The sequence below is a fragment of the Actinocrispum sp. NPDC049592 genome, assembly GCF_040675465.1.
Lineage (GTDB): Bacteria > Actinomycetota > Actinomycetes > Mycobacteriales > Pseudonocardiaceae > Kibdelosporangium.
This window is the reverse complement of sequence record NZ_JBFAPA010000001.1, coordinates 1,169,029-1,186,981: the sequence shown is the minus strand read 5'-3', so window position 1 is coordinate 1,186,981 and position 17,953 is coordinate 1,169,029. Positions and strand designations below refer to the sequence as shown.

Genomic DNA, 17,953 nt, shown 5'->3' with positions numbered 1-17,953 from the left:
CGGTGGTAACCCACAGTCGCAAGGAGTACCGGGTGGTCAGCCGCCGATGTGGCCTGGCCCCGATCACAACGCCGAACGCAGCGTGGAGCACACGCTCAGCCGTTTGCGCGTGCTGGACACCGGCTCGGCGCCCGAGCAGGTGCCTCAGCAGCTGACCCTCGAAGACCTGTACCGCACACACCGGATGCGGCTGGTGCGGTTGGCGTTGCTGCTGGTCGACGAGCCGGCGACGGCCGAGGACGTCGTGCAGGAGGCGTTCACCGGGTTGCACAGGCACTGGGGCAACCTGCGTGACGGCGCGGCGGCCGTGGGCTACCTACGGACTGCCGTGGTCAACGGGTCTCGTAGCGTGCTGCGTCGCCGTAAAACGGCCCGTGACTACACCCCACCGCACGCGGTGAACGCACGGTCCGCCGAGAGCCTCGCGATGCTGACAGCGGAGCACCAGGCTGTAGTGCACGCGTTGTCCCAGCTACCGCCACGGCAGCGTGAGGTGCTGGTCCTGCGGTACTACGGCGGCCTGTCCGAGTCGGAGATCGCCGACGCCGCGGGTATCTCGAAGGGCACGGTCAAGTCCACCGCGAGCCGCGCGCTGGATGCTTTGCAGAAAATAATGGCCGGCCCGGCGTAACCGGGTCACCCCTGTCTGCCTGGGAAATCCGGGCGGATGGCGCGCGCCCGCACGAGTGACGATCGCGTGTTGGTATAGACCAATCGCGGGTCTATGACCCATCATCGTGGGCATGACTCACCTGGTGATCTCTGGGGGCAAGGTCGTGACGCCCGACGGCGTCCTCGATCCCGGGTGGCTGGAAGTCGAGAACGGCACCATCACCGCGATCGGCTCAGGCTCCCCACAGCAGTCCGGCGCCGCCATCACTGATGTCGCCGGAGCCTGGGTGATACCCGGTTTCGTCGACATCCACTGTCACGGCGGTGGGGGTGAGGCGTTCACCGACACGGACCCGTTACGCGTGGGCACGGCCGTGGACGCACACCGCCGGCATGGCACCACGACCATGCTCGCGTCGCTGGTGTCGCGGCCGGTGCCCGAGCTGGTGAACCAGGTCGCGGCCCTCGCCGAGCTGGTCCAGGAGGGGCTGCTCGCCGGGATCCACCTGGAGGGCCCGTTCCTGTCGGCGGCCCGGTGCGGAGCCCACGACCCGGCGATCCTGTGCCCACCGGAGCCGGAGTCGGTCCGCAAGCTGCTGGCGGCCGGCCAGGGTGCGGTGAGCATGATCACGATCGCGCCCGAGCTGGACGGCGCCGTCCACGCGGTCCGTGGCCTGGTGGACTCCGGCGTGATCGCCGCCATCGGCCACACCGACGCGACCGAAGCCAGCGTCCTGCCCGCCATCGACGCGGGTGCGACCGTCGCGACGCACCTGTTCAACGGCATGCGGCCGCTGCACCACCGGGAGCCGGGGCCGATCGGTGCGCTGCTCGACGACCCCCGGGTGACCGTGGAACTGATCGTCGACCTGGTGCACGTCCATCCGACCGTGGTGCGGCTGGCGGCCCGGCACGCGGGTCCGGGACGGACGGTGCTGATCACCGACGCCATCGCCGCGGCCGGGGTGGGCGACGGGGTCTATGACGTCGGCGGGCTTGAGGTGACCGTGACGGACGGCGTGCCGCGCATTGCGGGTGGTGGTTCGCTCGCGGGCAGCACGCTGACCATGGACGCCGCCTTCCGCAACCTCGTGCAGCACTGTGGGTTGACCATCCGCGAGGCGGTGACCGCGACTTCGACGCGGCCTGCGGCTGTGCTCGGGCTGGGTGAGGAGACCGGGTCGCTGGCCGTTGGGATGGCCGCTGACCTGGTGGTCCTTGACGACGGGTTGCGGCCGGCCGGCGTGCTGGCGCGGGGTGAGTGGGTCAAGAGTTAGGGCGGGTCCGCTGGAGCTCGGTCGAGGTCGCCCTGGGCGGAGGCCAGGCTCCAGCGAGGTGGTTCCGCGGGATCGTCCTCATACCGGGCGTGTTTGGGCGATCCTCGGGCGTGTTTGGGGGCTGTGCCCGGCGCGGTGCGGGCAGTTCCGACCTGTTTGGGCGATCTTGCCGTGGCGTGAGGGACCGCGTCGGCCTGGCTGTCACGATCCTCAGACACGCCTTGGCCTCCGGCCCCCGATTCCCAGCCTGCGCAGGGTGTTCGTGGACAAGGCAAGCCTTGCCGGAGGGCGGCTGTGGATAACCGTCGCCTGTGGACAACCAGCCGGTTCTGGATCTTGTCCGCCGAACGCCGTCGGCCCCCATCGATAGGCTGGATACCGGGGGCCGGAGGCCGGACGACCAGGTGGACAGGAGCCCAGTGAACTACTTGACGGACATGGTCAGCGCGGCCGAGAACGGTGCCTACCAGCAACGCATCGCGAACGGCACCGTCTTCACCGTCGTCGTCCCCCTCACGGACATCAGCCCGTCGCCCACCGCGGTGATCCAGGACCAGGTATCCCAGGTGATCCACGCGGTGGAACGCCAAGGCTGGCGCCTGGACCACACCAGCACGTACAACAAGGCAAGAGGCGACGCCGACCGAGCCCTCCTGATCTTCCGCAGCGCCGCACCCCAGACCTGACCAGCATCAAGCCCACCTTGACCGTGAGCCGGCGCGCTGGAACCGGCCTGGCGGTCCGCGTTCCCCGGGCGGCACTCACCAGTTGACGGCCACATCGGCTGGGGATCCGTCGGCTGACGATCCACGGCATACGGTCGCCATCGCCCGGCGGCCACCATCGGCTCGACAGCCCGCTGACCAGCCGACACCCGCGCCTGCTCCGCACTTCGCCCGCCCCGCATCTCCGCCCGGCGCACACTCCTGCCCGGCGGTCAGCCTGCTGGCGTCAATGTCGCCTGGCTGCCACCGTCACGCTGGCGACTCGCGCTGAACAAGCGCGAAACAATGCCGCCCGAAGCGGCAGGGAACCTGACCAGCGCGACGGGCTCGGTCGGCCGCAGGCCGCCGTTCTCCCGCAGGCCAGGGATGCGCAGGTACAGCCCCCAGCAGGCCGACCGCCAACGCGGTCAGTCCAGGGCCGGCCACCCGCCCGGGAACGAGCGGGACCAGCAAGTCGCCGCAGCCGACTTGCCTCCGGCCCCCGTTTTCCAGCCTACGCAGGGCGTCCTGCACTGAGGCAAGCCTGCGCACACACCAGTTGTGGACAACCGCCGCCTGTGGACAACCAGTCTCGAGATGATCTTGCCCGGCCGTTTCTGTCGGCGCTGGCTCGTAGGCTGGATTCCGGGGGCGGAGGCCAAGGGCGGCACGAGGCCAGGCTTGTGTCGGCGGTGAGCGGTTGTGGGTTCGGGTGTGACGGTGGGCGGACCGGTTAAGGTTCGGGGGTGGCCAAGGAGAAGGACCCGGAGCAGTTGCTGGCTGAGGCTCTGCGCGCTCAGGCAGTGAACGCCGGGCCGCCCGCGAGCCCCGGGTTCGGGTTGCTGTCCGGGAGTGACCTGGGGATGGCGTCGCGGGTCGAGACGATGGCCGAGGAGCCCGCCGATATGGTGTGGCCGCGGCGGCGGTTCAGCGGGTGGGTGATCCTGATCCTGGCTGTGGTGCTGGGGTTGGCCGCGGGGGCCGTCACCGGTCTGGTCACCGTCCTGTAAGTCGGGTTCTGTACCGTGGTGTCGTGACGAACACCATGTCGATCTTGCCGCAGTGGCTGGACCCCGTCTATCTGCTGGACACGCTCGGTGGAACGTTGTTCGTCGTGGTCTGCCTCATCGTGTTCGCCGAGTGCGGGCTGCTGGTGGGGTTCTTCCTGCCGGGTGACTCGCTGCTGTTCATCACCGGTCTCGCGGTGGCGCGCGGGTCGATCTCGGAGCCGTTGTGGCTGGCGGCGGTGATCCTGACGGTGTGCGCGTTCGCAGGCAACATGAGCGGCTACTGGATCGGCCGCGCGGTCGGCCCGAAGTTGTTCAACAAACCGGACTCCAAGCTGTTCAAACAGGAGTACGTGGACAAGACCCACGCGTTCTTCGAGAAGTACGGCGCCCGCGCCATCATCCTGGCCCGCTTCGTCCCGATCGTGCGCACATTCATCACCGCGATCGCCGGTGTCGGCAAGATGGACCAGAAGAAGTTCTTCACCTACTCCGCCGTTGGCGGCGCGCTGTGGGCCGCGGGCATCACGGTGGCCGGTTTCTACCTGGGCCAGATCGACTTCATCGCCAAGAACATCGAGCTGATGCTGATCCTGGTGGTGGCCATCTCGCTGATCCCGATCGTCTTCGAGATCATCAAGGCCCGCAAGGAGAAGAAGGCCGAGGCCGCCACGGCGGCCGAGACCACCCAGGTGATCAACCGCATCCAGCGCTGAGCCAAGGCCATGGCCGGGCAGGACCAGCCAGGAGAACTGGACCGGCGCAAAGTCCTTCTCCTGGACGGGACGGGCGGCAGCCGTGAGCTGGTGCTCGCCCTGCGGGAACGCCTCAGGGCGGCACTCGGCGCCGAGAATGTCAGCCACGGCAGGGTCGCCGACGACAGCCAGACCGTCCTGGTGCTGATCGACCGCGTCGATCGCCCCGAGCGGCTCGGGCGATCGACCGAGACCCTGCGCAGTGAGGGCAGAACCGTCCTCCCGGTGCTGGTGAACGGCGCACCGCTGCCGTTCACCAGCGAACACGCCTTCACGCTCAGCCCGGACCACCTCGACGAGGACGCCGGGACCCTCATCTCCTTCCTCTTGCACCGCTCGTCCTGGCCGGGGCAGGCGCCTTCGATGCGCGACGAGATCGTCCGCTATCTGAGCGGGAGCTCCGGCGGCCCGGTGTTCGCGCAGATCGTCGGCGCCGCCAAGTCCGGGAAGTCGAGCCTGCTCAACCTGGTGGTCAACCAGCTCAGCGGCAAGACGCTGCACGTCATCGACGACGCGACCGAGCGGCACCGGGACGAGATCCAGCTGTACCTGGCGCGCGGCCAGGATGTCCTGATCGCGGCACGGCAGCCGTTGCGCCGGCTGGACGGGCGCGTGTTCCCGATCGGTGTGTTGCGCGACCACCTGCGAGCCAAGTACGAGACATTCGACGAGAACGGGAAGCGGTTGTGGCGCAGGGCTTCCCTGCTTCGCGACAACGAACGGCTGGACATTCGGCTGGCCGCGATGCTGCTGAACTCCGACACAGCGGACGCCGAGGCCGCCCTCGACCTGCTGGGGCCGGACGCGGTGACCGACCGGGCGTTCCTGGAGTACGGCGCCACTCATCTCCCTGACGAGGCACCGGAGGACATCGACGCCGTCCGGGACCGGCTGCGGCGGTGGCGCGGCGGGACGCCGAAAACCGTTGTCACGCGGGACTTCTGGACAACCGAGGATCTGCTCGGGTACCGGCCCTACGCCGACGCGATCGCGAACTTCCTGCGGCACAGCGACACCAAGCCGCCGTTGACGATCGGCGTGAAAGGCCCTTGGGGCGCGGGCAAGACCTCGCTCATGCGGATGGTCCAGGAAGAGCTGGATCCGCTCGACGCCACCGGCGAACGACGGAAGATCCGGCTGCACAAGGGTTCCAGGAACACCGTCAGCAACGCCGAGGTGGTGAAGCGGGCGGGCGAGACCCAGGAGCCGGAGTTCGACCTCTCCGACGACAAGCGATGGCGTCCGACGGTGTGGTTCAACCCGTGGATGTACCAGAGCGGTGAGCAGATCTGGGCCGGGCTCGCACACGAGATCATCGACCAGGTCACGAGAAGGCTCCCGCCCGCGGACCGGGAACGGTTCTGGCTCAAGCTGAACCTCGCTCGGCTGGATCGGCAGGTGGTGCGGCGCAGGGCGTACCGGATGCTCGCGGAACGTCTGCTGCCGCTTCTGCTTGTGTTCGGCGGAGTTCTCATCCTGGCGCTGGGTGCTTTCCTGCTGTCGTCGATCATCGGCGTATGGGTGGAGGCCATCAGGCGGGTTGCCGGTGGTGTGTTCGCGGTGGGGACGGGCGGGGTTGTCGTTGCTGGGGTTGCGAAGACGGTTGGGTTCTGGCGGGAGTCGGCGCGGGGTGTGTTCGGGCCGTTGGTGAGTGGGTCGACGGCGGTGCACGGGCAGCTCAACGAGGGCGCCAAGGGGCTGTACGACGAGGCGGTGCGGGACCCTGGATACCAGGCCAGGACCGGCTTTCTGCACCTCGTCCAGTCGGACATGAAACGGGTGCTGGACCTGGTCGCGATGCCCGACCGGCCGCTGGTCGTGTTCGTGGACGACCTCGACCGGTGCACGCCCGGGCCGGTGTCGCAGGTGATCGAGGCGATCAACCTGTTCCTGGCCGGGGAGTTTCCTCACTGTATGTTCGTGCTGGCGATGGAACCGCACGTGGTCGCGGCCAGCGTTGAGGTGGCGTACAAGGACTTGACGGCGCAGCTGGGCGAGACGTCGATCGGCTGGCGGTTCCTGGAGAAGATCGTGCAGCTGCCGATCAGCCTCCCGGCGACCCAGCCCGGACCGGAGTACGTGCGGCGGTTGCTGGGCGTGCAAAACCAAGCGCCTGCACCGGAAACTCCGCAAGAACCGCAGCCATTCACCCTCCCGCCAACAGAATCCACGTCGTATCCGGTCCGGGAGTTCGAGAATCCGCTCATGGTTCGCCAGGCCGAGGCCGCGATCCTGGCGCAGAACCCCACTTTGGACACCCTGACCGAGATCGCGCGAGCGTTCGACGCGGATATGAACATCAACACGATCGCGGCGGTGGACCGGATCTTCGCCGGCCTCTACAGCGACGCGGACGCCCACGAGGCCATCACGCGGGGCGTGGCGCTGCTCAAGACCGTGAACCCACGCGAGATCAAGCGGTTCATCAACCTGTTCCGGTTCTACACGTTCATCGCCTACCGGCAACGGCTGAGCGGCGCCGGCCCGGTCACCGGCGACCAGATCGCGAAGCTGGCGGCGCTGGCGATCCGCTGGCCGTCACTGCTCAGCGTGTTCACCACCAAGGTCGACGGAGTGTCCAAACTGGACCTCATGCACGAGGACGGTGAGGAGGACCTCAAGGCGTTCCTCGCCGCGGGCCCGGACATCCGCGGCCTGGCCGGCCGGATCCTCTAGAACATCGAGCCCGGGTTGAACAGGTTCGCCGGGTCCAAAGCGGACTTGATCGCGCGGTGGACCTTCATCCCGACCGGGCCGATCTCCCGCGCCAGCCACTCGCGTTTGATCCTGCCGACCCCGTGCTCGCCGGTGATCGTCCCGCCGAGGGACAGGCCCACCTCAAGAATATCGTCGAAAGCCTTGCGGGCACGGGCGAACTCGTCCGCGGACGAGGCGTCGTAGACGATCGTCGGGTGCATGTTGCCGTCGCCCGCGTGGCCGACGACGGCGATACGCAGGCCGACTTCGGCGCTGATCCGTTCGCATCCGCTGATCAGCTCGGCGATCCGGGTTCGCGGCACGCACACGTCGTCGGTCAGCCAGGTCCCGTAGACCTCAAGCGCCGTCAGCACCGCCCGGCGGGCCTGCAGCAGCATCTGCCCTTCGGCCAGGTCGTGTGTCGTGTACGCGAGATCGGCGCCTTCCGCCTGGCAGACCTGTTCGATGATCTCGAGTTCGTGCCGTGCGGCCGCACCGCCCGCATCCGACTGGCACAGCAGAAGCGCCGCACAGCCTTGCCCGGCCCCGAGTTCGGTCTTCAGGTACGCCTCGACAGCCTGGATGGAGGTGGCGTCCATGATCTCCATCAACGAAGGCACCAGGCCCTCGCGCACGATCCGCGACACCGCGGCGCCCGCGGCCTCGGTCGTCGGGAACGCGGCGATGGTAGTCCCCGGCACCTGGGGCAACGGCCGCAACGCCACGGTGATCTCCGTGATCACGCCGAGGGTGCCCTCGCTGCCGATGAACAACTTGGTCAGGTCGTAGCCCGCGACACCCTTGACCGTCCGGCGCCCGGTCCGCAGCACTTCCCCGGACGCGAGCACAACCTCCAGGCCCAGTACGGAGTCCGTGGTCACGCCGTACTTCACGCAACAAAGCCCACCCGCGTTGGTGGACACGTTCCCACCGATCGTGCACCAGTCGTAACTGGACGGATCCGGCGGGTAGAACAACCCGTGCTTCTCCACCGCGCCGCGGAACTCGAGGTTCACCACGCCCGGCTGCACCACTGCCAGCCGGTTGTCCGGGTCGATCTCCAGGATCTCCTTCATCCGCGTCATCGCCACCACGACACACCCATCGATGGCGTTCGCGGCCCCGGACAGCCCACTACCGGCCCCACGCGGCACGATTGGCACCCCTGCCTCGGCACACAGCCGGACAACGGTCTGGACCTCCGAGGTGTCCGAAGGGAACACGACGGCGAGAGGGGTGCCGAAGGGCGCCAGCGGCATCATGTCGTGCTGGTAGCCGCTGGTGACGTCGGCATCCGTGATGACGGCGTCCGCACCCAGCGCCGAAGCCAACGACTCTGCCAACCTCACGTACTCAAGGTAACCCCTGCCACCTGGCCCCTAACAGTCTTTCGGCGGGCGGCGATCCTCCGATGAGTGATCTACAGTGAAAGTTGTCACGTCAAGGTTGACGGGATGTCGGGGAGGCGATGGCCGTGGTTGAGCTACCTGCTACCCCCAGCATGGCGAGTCGCTTGCTGGTACGGCTGATGATCTCGAGCCTGCGCGTGCTCGGAGGTGTGGTCCGGCCTGGAACCACGCCGCTGAGGATCGTGCGCGAGGCGTTCGACGCGGTGGGCAGAACCCCGTTGCCGCTCGGCACCAAGATCCGCAACGTGACCGCCGGCGGTGTCCCCGGCCTGTGGGTGACGGCCAAGGGAACCAGTGAATCCCCTGGTGTGCTGCTGTATCTGCACGGTGGTGGGTTTGTCTGCGGCTCGCCGAAGACGCACCGGCAGCTGGCCGCCCGGATATCCGCTTCGACCGGTTTGCCGGTGTTGCTGCTGGACTACCGGCTGGCGCCCGAGTTCCCCTTTCCCGCGGCCGCCGAGGACGCGCTGACGGCGTACCGATGGCTGCTGGCCGACGGGTACTCGCCCGAGCAGATCGTGGTCGCCGGGGACTCCGCGGGCGGGCACCTGACGGCGTGCCTGCTGGCCGACATCGCCGCCGACGGACTGCCGATGCCGGGCGCCGCGGTGATGCTGTCGCCGTTCCTGGACCTCACCGGCAGTGAACTTGCGACACGCGATGCATCTGTTCGCGACCCATTCGTACCACCGGACTACGCGGTCTGGTGCGGCAAGGCCTACGCGGGCGAGACCCTGCTGACCCATCATCGGTTGGACGTGCTGAAAGTCCGCAAACACGGTTGGCCACCGGTGCTGATCCAGGTCGGCGACACCGAATGCCTGCTGGGCGACTCGGAGCGGATGGCCGCGTCGATCGAGCGCTCCGGCGGGTACTGCGAGCTGCAGGTGTGGCCGGGCCAGGTGCACGTGTTCCACTGGTTCGCGCCGCTGCTGCCCGAGGCCAACGCCGCCATCAAGCACATTGGCAGCTTTGTCCGCGAGGTCACCGAGAACTCGGCTGCGGCCTGAGATCTGGGGACAGCCCTAGACCGCGGGCGCACCGGGGGCTTGCCGGGGAGTTGCACGCTACATTGCGCGCATGAGGATCGGTGTCGTGCTCGGGCCCGCGACGGACCCCGTGGTGGGCAACGCCCTGGACTACTTCAAGGACAGTGCGCGCGAGGCGGCCGGTTACGGCGTGCGGTCCTTCTGGTTCGCCCAGGGGTTCGAGCATGACGCGGTGATGTCGGCGGCTTTGGTGGGGCAGGCGGTGCCGGAGCTGGAGGTCGGCACGGCGGTGACGCCCATCTACCCCAGGCATCCGATGTTGCTCGCCAGCCAGACGCAGACCGCCCAGGCCGCCACGCACGGCCGGTTCACGCTGGCGATCGGCTTCGCGGTCAAGGCGTGGGCGGACAACATCTACGGAACCCCTTGGGACCGCCCGATCCGGCACCTGCGCGAGTACCTGGAGATCCTGCACAGCCTGTTCCACGAGGGAACGGTCGACGTGCAGGGCGAGACCGTTCAAGCGCGCAGCCTGTTCCCCGGCAAGGTGCCGGGCGCCGACCCCGCCGTGCCGGTCATCGTGGCCGCGATGGGGCCGCAGGCGATGCGGGTCGCGGGCGAACTCGCCGACGGGACCATGCCGTTCCTGGCGACGCCCAAGGTGTTGACGGACTTCATCGTCCCGGCCATGACGAAGGCCGCTGCCGGACGCCTGAAGCCGCCGAGGATCATGGTGATCGTGCCGGCGATCGTCACCGCCGATCCCGACCGCAAACGTGCCACCATGAAGCGCGTAATGGCCATCTACAACGACATTCCCTCGTACCGGACGGTCATGGACCGCGGCGGTGCGAGCGGGCCCGAGGACGTGGGCGTGTTCGGCGACGAGGAGTTCGTGGCCCAGCGGATCCGCAGCTACTTCGACGCGGGCGCGACCGACGTGATCGTCAGCGACATGGGGTTCGCCAAACCGGAGGAGCACAAGCGCACCTGGCAGCTGGCCGGTGAGCTGGCCCAGTCGTGACGCCGTCACCGGAAAGCGTTCGGCTGGAACGGTTCTTCGCCACCCGGGTACGCCCGCAGGCGGACCGGTGGGTCCCGCGGGGCGTGCAACTCCGTGCCATGCGGGGACTTCTGAGCAGCTCCGCGCTGCGTCGGTTGCCACGCGGGACAAAGGTGTGGCTGGCGCGCTACGGCGGCGTTCCGGGCCTGTGGGTGCAGGCGCAGGGCGCGTCGATCGCCAACGGCATGGTGCTGCACCTGCACGGGGGCGGGTTCACCTTCGGATCGCCCAACTCCCATAGGGGTCTGGCGTGGTCCATGTCGAAACGCACTGGACGGCCGGTGTTCCTGCCGCACTACCGGCTCGCGCCGGAACACCGTTACCCGGCGGCGGCCGATGACTGCCTGGCGGTCTACCGCTCCTTGCTGGACAAGGGTTTTTCCGCGGACCGGATCGTCGTCTCGGGTGACTCGGCGGGCGGGCACCTGACCGCGTGCCTGCTGGACGACCTGGTCCGGTCGGACCTGCCGAAACCCAGCCACGCCGTGTTCTTCTCGCCCTGGCTGGACCTGAGCGGCGATTCGTCGTTCACGAGGGACCAGCTGCGCCGGGATCCATTCCTGTCGCCCAACGGGATTCTCGCCTGCCGGTACGCGTATCTCGGTGACCGGGATCCGTGGGAAAACCGTGTCGCGGTGCTGAAATCCGACAAGAAAGGCTGGCCACCGGCGCTGATCCAGGTCGGTGACACCGAGTGCCTGCTTGAGGACTCTCGGCAGCTGGCCGCTTGCCTCGCACGGGCGGAAATCCGCCATGAGCTGCAGGAATGGCCGGGCCAGATCCATGTCTTCCAGGCGTTCGGCAACGCGATTCCCGAGGCGCGCCAGGCTTTTCGTTACGTGGCCGAGTTCGTCCACGGCTGATCACCACGTACCCTGCTGAAATGGACGTGATGGGCTGGTTAAGCACGAACGGGCCACTCGTGGTCTGGCTGGTCGTGCTCAGCTTCGTCTTCCTCGAATGCGCCTTCGTCGTGGGTCTGTTCCTGCCGGGCGACTCGCTGCTGTTCACCGCCGGTCTCGTGCTCGCCCAGCAGGGCACGCACGACGTGCAGGCGTGGTCGCTGTCCATCGTGGCGACGATCGTGGCCGTCGTGGGCAACCAGCTCGGTTACGTGCTCGGCAGACGCGCGGGATCGTCGCTGACCGGGCGCCTCGGCGGCCGGATGCTCAGCGTCGAACGGCTGGCCAAGGCGAGGGACTTCCTCGACCGGCGCGGCTTCTGGGCCATCGTGCTGGCCCGCTGGATCCCCTGGATCCGCACGCTCGCGCCGCTGATCGCCGGCGCGGCCGCCATGGACTCGCGCAGGTACATGACGGCCACCGCGACCGGCGCTGTTCTCTGGGTGCCGACCCTGGTGCTGCTCGGCTACTACGGCGCCGGAGTGCTCGAGCAGTTCCCATGGCTGCTGACCACCGTGATGGTCGTCGGCATCGTGTTCTTCGTGGCCGGGACCGCGTGGGGGATCTGGCGCTACCGCCAGGAGATGCGCAAACCCGCCCAGCTCGTCTCAGCGACCGCCGACTAGCGGTGACCGCTAAGGCTTCTCTGCCCACAGGACGATCTGGATGCCGTCCGGGTCGCGTAACGCCACGACCGACGTTCCCGGAGCGCTCAGCTCCTCGGTGATCGGGGAGAACGTGACCCCGTGCTCGTTCAGCCGGTCGGTCCACTCGGTCAGGCAGACCTCGTCGGGCACCGAGAAGGACACGTGGTCCAGACCCGGGCGCTTCTCGTCGAACACCGAGCCGGCCGCGTACGGGTGCTGCACGAGGGTGAGCGCGAACCCCTCGCCCGGCCCGCGCAGGAACGCCTTGCGCACGCCGACGGCGTCCTCGTCCTGTTTGCCGATCACCGTGAACCCCAGTACCCGCTCGTACCAGGGGATGCTGCGCTCCACGTCAGTCACGGTCAGCGCGATGTGGTGCACCCCGCTCAACGTGGGCATGACTGTTCCGTCCTTTCGCGTGGCCGGGGAGATCATCGGGGGGAGGGCCACTCAGCCATAGTGCCGGAAGTCCGAGGCATCACCACTGATCGTGAGCACGCCGTTATCGGACGTTCCACAGCACGAGATCGGGGCGTTAGCCCGATAGCACGAGATCAGCGAGGTTCGCCGTAGCGTTGATCACGGTTGCGTTGCGTTCATCGGAGCCATACGCCCTGTCACGAGCCTGCTCCGGTGAGCGCCCGAATTGCTCGTGGCGGGCGATCAAGCGACGGTGCCGCTCGCTCTCGCCGGGGGCCAGGAACCAGACTTCGTCGAGCAAGTGGCGTACCTCACCCCAGGGGTGGTCGGGCACCAGGAGGTAGTTGCCCTCAGTGACCACGAGCGGGGTTTCCGGGAACACCGGGACCGCGCCCGCGATGGGTTCCTCGATCTCGCGGCGGAACTGCGGGGCGTAGACGATCTCGCTCTGGTCCCGCAGGCGCCGCAACAGGTTCACGTAGCCGGCGGCGTCGAACGTGTCCGGCGCGCCCTTGCGTTCGGTCCGGCCGAGGCGTTCCAGCTCGACCTGGGCCAGGTGGAAGCCGTCCATGCCGACGTACACGGCCTTGTCGCCCAGCGCATCGACGAGTTCGGCGGCCAGGGTCGACTTGCCCGCCCCGGGCGCGCCGCAGATGCCGAGCATGCCCCGTCCGCCGTCGCCCAGCGCCGCGGCTCTCGCCAGGAGGTCATCGAAGTTCATCGCGCCAGCTCGCCCCTTTGTGCTGTACCCGGACACCGGCCGCCCAGTTCGCGAACTCGATCAGCGACGGCATGTCCGCAGCCTCCGGTACGCGCCCGAGCCGCGCTATCCCCAATGCGAGTGCTCCATGCCAGACGTCTCCGGCGCCGGATGTGTCCACTGCGTATACAGGTTGTATACGGGTTGTATGCGTCTGGTCGCCGATCCGCCAGCGGACCGGGTTCGGGCCGTCGGTCCAGGTCACCACCGGGCAGTCGACCTCGCCGCGGAACGCCGACGAGCAGGCGCAGACGTCCACGTGCGGCAACAGTTGCGGGAAGACGGGTTTCCAGCTGCCCGCGTCCAGCACCACTGGGACTTTCGCTTCCTTGGCCGCGGTCAGCGCGAGCTCCGGATGGTGACCGTCGACCAACACTGTGTCCACATTGGACTGATCGATCACGGCTCTGGCGTTGGTGCTCAAGGCGTTGTGCGAGACGACCGTCCGTTCGCCGTCGGACTCACGGACCGAGACAGCGCTGATCGTGGGCGGCTCGGCGCGGTCCGGCAGCGCGTCCTGAACCTCGACGCCGTACCGCTCCAGGTCGCGCTTTGCCAAGCCCGCCAACGGATGCGCGCCCAGCACGGTGACCAGCCGGACCGGGTGGCCGAGCGCGGCGATGGCGGTCGCCGCGTTGGCCGCCGGTCCGCCTGCCACCAGTTCGACCTCGGCCGACTGCACCTTCTGACCCGGTACGGGCAGCTCGGTGACCCGTTGGACCAGGTCGAGCGTGCACAACCCGACGGCCAGGATCACCGGTCCAGCCCGGTGGTCACCGCTTGCCCGACCTCTTCGATCCTGCCGTCCGCGGTCAGCCGCAGGGCGCCGGTCAGCAGGCCGACGACCTCGTTCATGGTGTGCGTCTTCGGCGACACGACCGCGACCCGTTTGCCGAGGCGGTGGACGTGCACGCGGTCGGCGATCTCGAAGACGTGCGGCATGTTGTGGCTGATCAGGACCACCGGCAGGCCGCGGTCGCGGATCCGGCCGATCAGCTCGAGCACCTTCGCCGACTCCGCGACGCCGAGGGCCGCGGTGGGTTCGTCCATGATCACCACGCGGGTGCCGAACGCCGCCGCCCGCGCGACCGCCACCGCCTGGCGTTGCCCGCCGGACAACGTTTCCACCGACTGGGTCATGGACTTGATGTCGATGCCGAGCTCGTCCAGCACGCGCCTTGCCTCGGCCCGCATCCCGCGCTGGTCCAGCAGCCGGAACGCGCCGCCGAGCAGCCCGGTCCGGCGGCGTTCGCGGCCGAGGAACATGTTGGTCGCGATGTCCTGGGCGGGCGCGAGTGCCAGGTCCTGGTAGACCGTCTCGATGCCGTTCTTGCGGGCGTCCAGCGGGCCGTGGAAGCGGACCTCGGTGCCGTCGACGAGGATCCGGCCCTCGTCGGGGATCACCGCGCCGGACAACGCCTTGATCAACGTCGACTTCCCGGCGCCGTTGTCCCCGACCACCGCGAGCACCTCACCGGCCCGCAGGTCGAAGTCGGCGCCGTCCATCGCGGTCACCCGGCCATAGCGTTTGACCAGGCCGACACCCTCCAGCACGGGGGTCATCGCTGCCTCCCTCGGGACAACCGGTCCAGCCCGACCGCGGCGATCACCAGGATGCCAGTGGCCACGTCCTGGTAGAGGTTGTCGATCCCGGCCTGCGTCAGCCCGGACCGCAGCACGGCCACGATCAACGCGCCCACCAACGTGCCGAGCACGCTCCCGCGCCCACCGAACAGGCTGGTCCCGCCGATCACCACGGCGGTGATCGAGTCGAGGTTGCCGGTCTGGAACGCGTTCGGGTCGGCGTTCGGCACCCGCCCGAGCGCCTGCCAAGCGGCGATCCCGTAGATGATCCCGGCGACGATGTAGACACCGAGAACGTTGCGCCGCACGTGGATTCCGGACAGCCGCGCGGCCTCGGGATCGTTGCCGACCGCGTAAACGTGCTTGCCCCAAGCGGTCCGGCTGAGCGCGTACCAGAAACCGAGGTACATCACCAGCATCAGGCCCATGCCGTAGGTGATCTCGAGCTGCCCGAAGAGGTACTGCGACTGCCCGAGAAACCCGAGAAAGCCATCGGTGACCGGAAAGCTCTGGCCGGCGGCGTAGATCCGGCCGACCGCGGTGACGATCGTGAGCATGCCGAGGGTGACGATGAACGGCGGCAACCGCAGTGAAGTCACCACGCCACCGGTCACGGCCCCGAGCACGGTCGCCACCGCGATGCCGAGAACCAGCGCCGCCGGGCCGGGCAACCCGTGCAGCAGCGTCATTTTCGCGATGATCAGAGTGGCCAGCACCATGATCGCCGCGTTCGCCAGGTCGATGCCCGCGGTCAGGATCACGAGCGTCTGCCCGAGCGCGAGCGTGCCGATCACCAGCGACTGCTGCACGACCAGCGAAAGGTTGTCCACGGTGAAGAACGTGTCGGTGACGACCGCGAACACCACGATCACCACGACCAGCGCGATCGCCGGCCCCACCGCGGGGGTCCGCAGCATGTACTCGCTGACCGACCCCCGCCGTTCCCGCAGAGTCGTCATCCATCCAACCCTTCATCCCCGGTTCGCATGGGTGTCAGCCCCAGCAGTTCTGGAGGCCCCAGGCGGTGTCCTGGCTTTGAATTCCGGCGAGTGGCTTGTCGGTGATGACGGCGACTCCGGTGTTGATGAATCCGCTGGGTTTCTTGCCCGACTTGCTGAATTCGACCGCGGCCTGCACGCCCTGCGCCGCCATTTTCTTCGGGAACTGCATGACCGTCACGGCCACCTTGCCATCCTTCACGTCGGTGACGCCCTGGCAGGAACCGTCGATCGAGCCGATCACGACATTCCCGGCGATTCCCTTGGCCTGCAGCGCCACATATGCGCCACGGCCGGCGGGCTCGTTCAGCGTATAGACGGCGGTCAGTGACGTGTCGCGCTGGAGCAGGTTCTCGGTGACCTGCTGGGCTTTGTTCTGTTCACCGTTCGTGGCCTCGGCGCCGAGAATGGCCGGGTCACCGGCCTTCACGCCGATGCCCTGCAGGAAGCCGTTGTGGCGCTGCTCACTCACGGTCGAGCCGGGCGTGCCGTCCAACATGATGAACTTCGGCGGCTTCGGCCCGAGCGCGGCCTTCACGTACGAGCCCTGCAGCCGGCCCGCCTCGGTGTTGTCCGTCGCGTAGGTGGCGTCGACGGCGTCCTTGGGGTCCGTCTCGGTGTCCAGCGCGATCACCAGGACGCCCTTGTCGCGGGCGTTCTTGATGGCGCCGAGAATGCCGGTGGAGTTGCTCGGCGTGATCAGGATCGTCTTCGCGCCCTGTTGCACGAGGTTCTCGATCGCGGCGACCTGTCCCTCGTTGTCGCCGTCGAACTTGCCGGCCAGCGCGATCAGCTCCGCGCCGGACTTGCCGGCCTCGTCCTTCGCCGAGTCGCGCAGCGCGACGAAGTAGGGGTTGGAGTCGGTCTTGGTCACGAGACCGACCTTGATCTTGCCGCCATCGGCGGGTTGCCCACCACTGCCGGTCTTCTGGCTGGTACAACCACTCGCGACGAACGTGAGCAGACCGGCAGCGGCGATGAGTGCGAGACCTCGTCGTCCCATGACTTCCCTCCTGCGTGGCTGGTTGCGGGGAAGTTAATGATTCACATAGCCTGTCGCAACCGTTTGCGCAAACGCTTGCCGCTTGTTCGATACAGGAGCCTGGCTTGGTCACCATGAAGGATGTCGCCCAGATGGCGGGCGTCTCCATCACCACGGTGTCGCACGTGGTGAACTCCACGCGCGCCGTGGCACCGGAAACCAAGTTCAGAGTGCTGGACGCGATCGAGCGCACGGGCTACACCGGGGACGCGATCGCCCGATCGTTGGTCACCGGCGGCACCCGATCGTTGGGTGTGGCGATCTCGCTGGTCGCCAACCCCTACTTCGGTGAACTCATCCAGGCGATCGAGCACGAGACCACCAAGTCGGGCTACACGCTGGTACTCACCGACACGCACGACGAGGCCTCGGCCGAGCAGTCCGCGGTCCGCACCCTGCGCTCCCGCAGGGTGGACGGCCTGATCCTGACGCCGTCGCCGCGCGCGGCCGGGACCGTGCTGCCGGAGCTCAAGCAGCTGGGCATCCCGATGGTCCTGGTGGACCGGCTCACCGTGAGCCAGGACGTCGACCAGGTCGGCCCGGAGAACGTGCACGCCACGTCCGCGCTGGTCCAGCACCTGGCCGAGCGCGGGCACCGGCGGATCGGCATGATCAGCGGCGCCGAGGGCCTGGCGACGACCTCCGAGCGCATCCTGGGCTACCGCCTCGGGCTGGGCCGGTCCGGCCTGATCTGGGACGAAGGCCTGGTGCAGTCCGGGGAGTCGGCCGCCGAACCGGCCGCTGCCGCACTGGGCAAGCTCCTCGACTTAGAAAACCCGCCGACCGCCGTTGTCGCGGGCAACAACGTGATGCTTTCGGGCGTTCTGCACGAAGCCCGCCGCCGTGGCCGGAAAATCGGCAAAGATCTGGCCGTCGTCGGATACGACGACGTGGAATGGGCGGACCTGCTCGACCCGCCCATCACGACAATGGCCCAGCCGATCGCGGAAATCGGCCGGACCGCGGTGCGAATGCTGCTCGCCCGGATCGCCGACCCGTCCCGGCCGCCGACCACGACCCGTTTGCAACCGGTGCTCATGCACCGCAAATCGTGCGGCTGCGACTGACCATTCCGGTAATGGCTCTC

Annotated in this window: 18 protein-coding genes; 11 read left to right on the top strand and 7 right to left on the bottom strand. The window is 68.2% G+C overall.

Annotated elements, in window-relative coordinates:
* The first annotated feature begins 46 nt into the window (after nt 1-46).
* The 6 genes from AB0J95_RS05630 to AB0J95_RS05605 all read left to right on the top strand — a co-directional run bounded on the left by AB0J95_RS05630 (nt 47) and on the right by AB0J95_RS05605 (nt 7,031).
* The gene (locus AB0J95_RS05630) at nt 47-631 is read left to right on the top strand and encodes a SigE family RNA polymerase sigma factor (RefSeq protein WP_364752712.1); all 585 of its coding nucleotides are present in this window, start codon (nt 47-49) and stop codon (nt 629-631) included.
* Nucleotides 632-743: 112 nt separating this feature from the next.
* Nucleotides 744-1,889: an N-acetylglucosamine-6-phosphate deacetylase gene (gene nagA / locus AB0J95_RS05625; protein ID WP_364752711.1), complete on the top strand. Its 1,146-nt coding sequence runs from the start codon at nt 744-746 to the stop codon at nt 1,887-1,889.
* A 419-nt stretch (nt 1,890-2,308) separates the two neighbouring features.
* Nucleotides 2,309-2,575, top strand: a complete 267-nt coding sequence (locus AB0J95_RS05620; RefSeq protein ID WP_364752709.1) for a hypothetical protein — start codon at nt 2,309-2,311, stop codon at nt 2,573-2,575.
* Nucleotides 2,576-3,339: 764 nt separating this feature from the next.
* On the top strand, nt 3,340-3,603 hold the full coding sequence (locus tag AB0J95_RS05615) for a hypothetical protein (protein ID WP_364752706.1): 264 nt from the start codon (nt 3,340-3,342) through the stop codon (nt 3,601-3,603).
* 35 nt (nt 3,604-3,638) lie between these two features.
* The gene (locus AB0J95_RS05610; protein WP_364753513.1) at nt 3,639-4,316 is read left to right on the top strand and encodes a VTT domain-containing protein; all 678 of its coding nucleotides are present in this window, start codon (nt 3,639-3,641) and stop codon (nt 4,314-4,316) included.
* Nucleotides 4,317-4,325: 9 nt separating this feature from the next.
* The gene (locus AB0J95_RS05605; protein ID WP_364752704.1) at nt 4,326-7,031 is read left to right on the top strand and encodes a P-loop NTPase fold protein; all 2,706 of its coding nucleotides are present in this window, start codon (nt 4,326-4,328) and stop codon (nt 7,029-7,031) included.
* Here the strand turns inward: AB0J95_RS05605 and AB0J95_RS05600 are convergent.
* Nucleotides 7,028-8,401 carry an FAD-linked oxidase C-terminal domain-containing protein gene (locus tag AB0J95_RS05600; RefSeq protein WP_364752701.1) on the bottom strand — a complete coding sequence of 458 codons (1,374 nt, stop codon included), beginning with the start codon at nt 8,399-8,401 and terminating at the stop codon, nt 7,028-7,030. The genes AB0J95_RS05605 and AB0J95_RS05600 overlap by 4 nt on opposite strands.
* A gap of 152 nt (nt 8,402-8,553) precedes the next feature.
* Here AB0J95_RS05600 and AB0J95_RS05595 point away from each other — a divergent pair, with 152 nt between their 5' ends.
* From AB0J95_RS05595 to AB0J95_RS05580, 4 genes are all read left to right on the top strand, one after another.
* On the top strand, nt 8,554-9,471 hold the full coding sequence (locus AB0J95_RS05595; RefSeq protein WP_364752699.1) for an alpha/beta hydrolase: 918 nt from the start codon (nt 8,554-8,556) through the stop codon (nt 9,469-9,471).
* Nucleotides 9,472-9,541: 70 nt separating this feature from the next.
* Complete coding sequence (locus AB0J95_RS05590) at nt 9,542-10,474, top strand: LLM class F420-dependent oxidoreductase (protein ID WP_364752697.1); 933 nt, start codon at nt 9,542-9,544, stop codon at nt 10,472-10,474.
* Nucleotides 10,471-11,376, top strand: coding sequence for an alpha/beta hydrolase (locus tag AB0J95_RS05585; RefSeq protein ID WP_364752695.1), 906 nt, complete (start codon nt 10,471-10,473; stop codon nt 11,374-11,376). The genes AB0J95_RS05590 and AB0J95_RS05585 overlap by 4 nt, the downstream gene beginning before the upstream one ends.
* Before the next feature lie 29 nt (nt 11,377-11,405).
* Entirely contained in the window at nt 11,406-12,041 is a 636-nt protein-coding gene (locus AB0J95_RS05580) for a DedA family protein (RefSeq protein ID WP_364753512.1), read from the top strand.
* 9 nt (nt 12,042-12,050) lie between these two features.
* On the opposite strand, the gene AB0J95_RS05575 is transcribed toward AB0J95_RS05580, so the two are convergent.
* The 6 genes from AB0J95_RS05575 to AB0J95_RS05550 all read right to left on the bottom strand — a co-directional run bounded on the left by AB0J95_RS05575 (nt 12,051) and on the right by AB0J95_RS05550 (nt 16,827).
* Nucleotides 12,051-12,461: a VOC family protein gene (locus AB0J95_RS05575; RefSeq protein WP_364752692.1), complete on the bottom strand. Its 411-nt coding sequence runs from the start codon at nt 12,459-12,461 to the stop codon at nt 12,051-12,053.
* A 136-nt stretch (nt 12,462-12,597) separates the two neighbouring features.
* The gene (locus AB0J95_RS05570; protein ID WP_364752690.1) at nt 12,598-13,203 is read right to left on the bottom strand and encodes a nucleoside/nucleotide kinase family protein; all 606 of its coding nucleotides are present in this window, start codon (nt 13,201-13,203) and stop codon (nt 12,598-12,600) included.
* Nucleotides 13,190-13,996, bottom strand: coding sequence for a PfkB family carbohydrate kinase (locus AB0J95_RS05565; protein ID WP_364753510.1), 807 nt, complete (start codon nt 13,994-13,996; stop codon nt 13,190-13,192). Before AB0J95_RS05565 ends, AB0J95_RS05570 begins: the two co-directional genes overlap by 14 nt.
* Nucleotides 13,996-14,805, bottom strand: coding sequence for an ATP-binding cassette domain-containing protein (locus tag AB0J95_RS05560; protein ID WP_364752687.1), 810 nt, complete (start codon nt 14,803-14,805; stop codon nt 13,996-13,998). The genes AB0J95_RS05565 and AB0J95_RS05560 overlap by 1 nt, the downstream gene beginning before the upstream one ends.
* Nucleotides 14,802-15,785 (bottom strand): ABC transporter permease, encoded by a 984-nt coding sequence (locus AB0J95_RS05555; protein ID WP_364752685.1) that lies wholly within the window; start codon nt 15,783-15,785, stop codon nt 14,802-14,804. The genes AB0J95_RS05560 and AB0J95_RS05555 overlap by 4 nt, the downstream gene beginning before the upstream one ends.
* A gap of 34 nt (nt 15,786-15,819) precedes the next feature.
* Complete coding sequence (locus tag AB0J95_RS05550) at nt 15,820-16,827, bottom strand: substrate-binding domain-containing protein (RefSeq protein ID WP_364752682.1); 1,008 nt, start codon at nt 16,825-16,827, stop codon at nt 15,820-15,822.
* 113 nt (nt 16,828-16,940) lie between these two features.
* On the opposite strand from AB0J95_RS05550, the gene AB0J95_RS05545 reads away from it, so the two are divergent.
* Nucleotides 16,941-17,933 carry a LacI family DNA-binding transcriptional regulator gene (locus tag AB0J95_RS05545; RefSeq protein WP_364752681.1) on the top strand — a complete coding sequence of 331 codons (993 nt, stop codon included), beginning with the start codon at nt 16,941-16,943 and terminating at the stop codon, nt 17,931-17,933.
* The last annotated feature ends 20 nt before the right edge of the window (nt 17,934-17,953 follow it).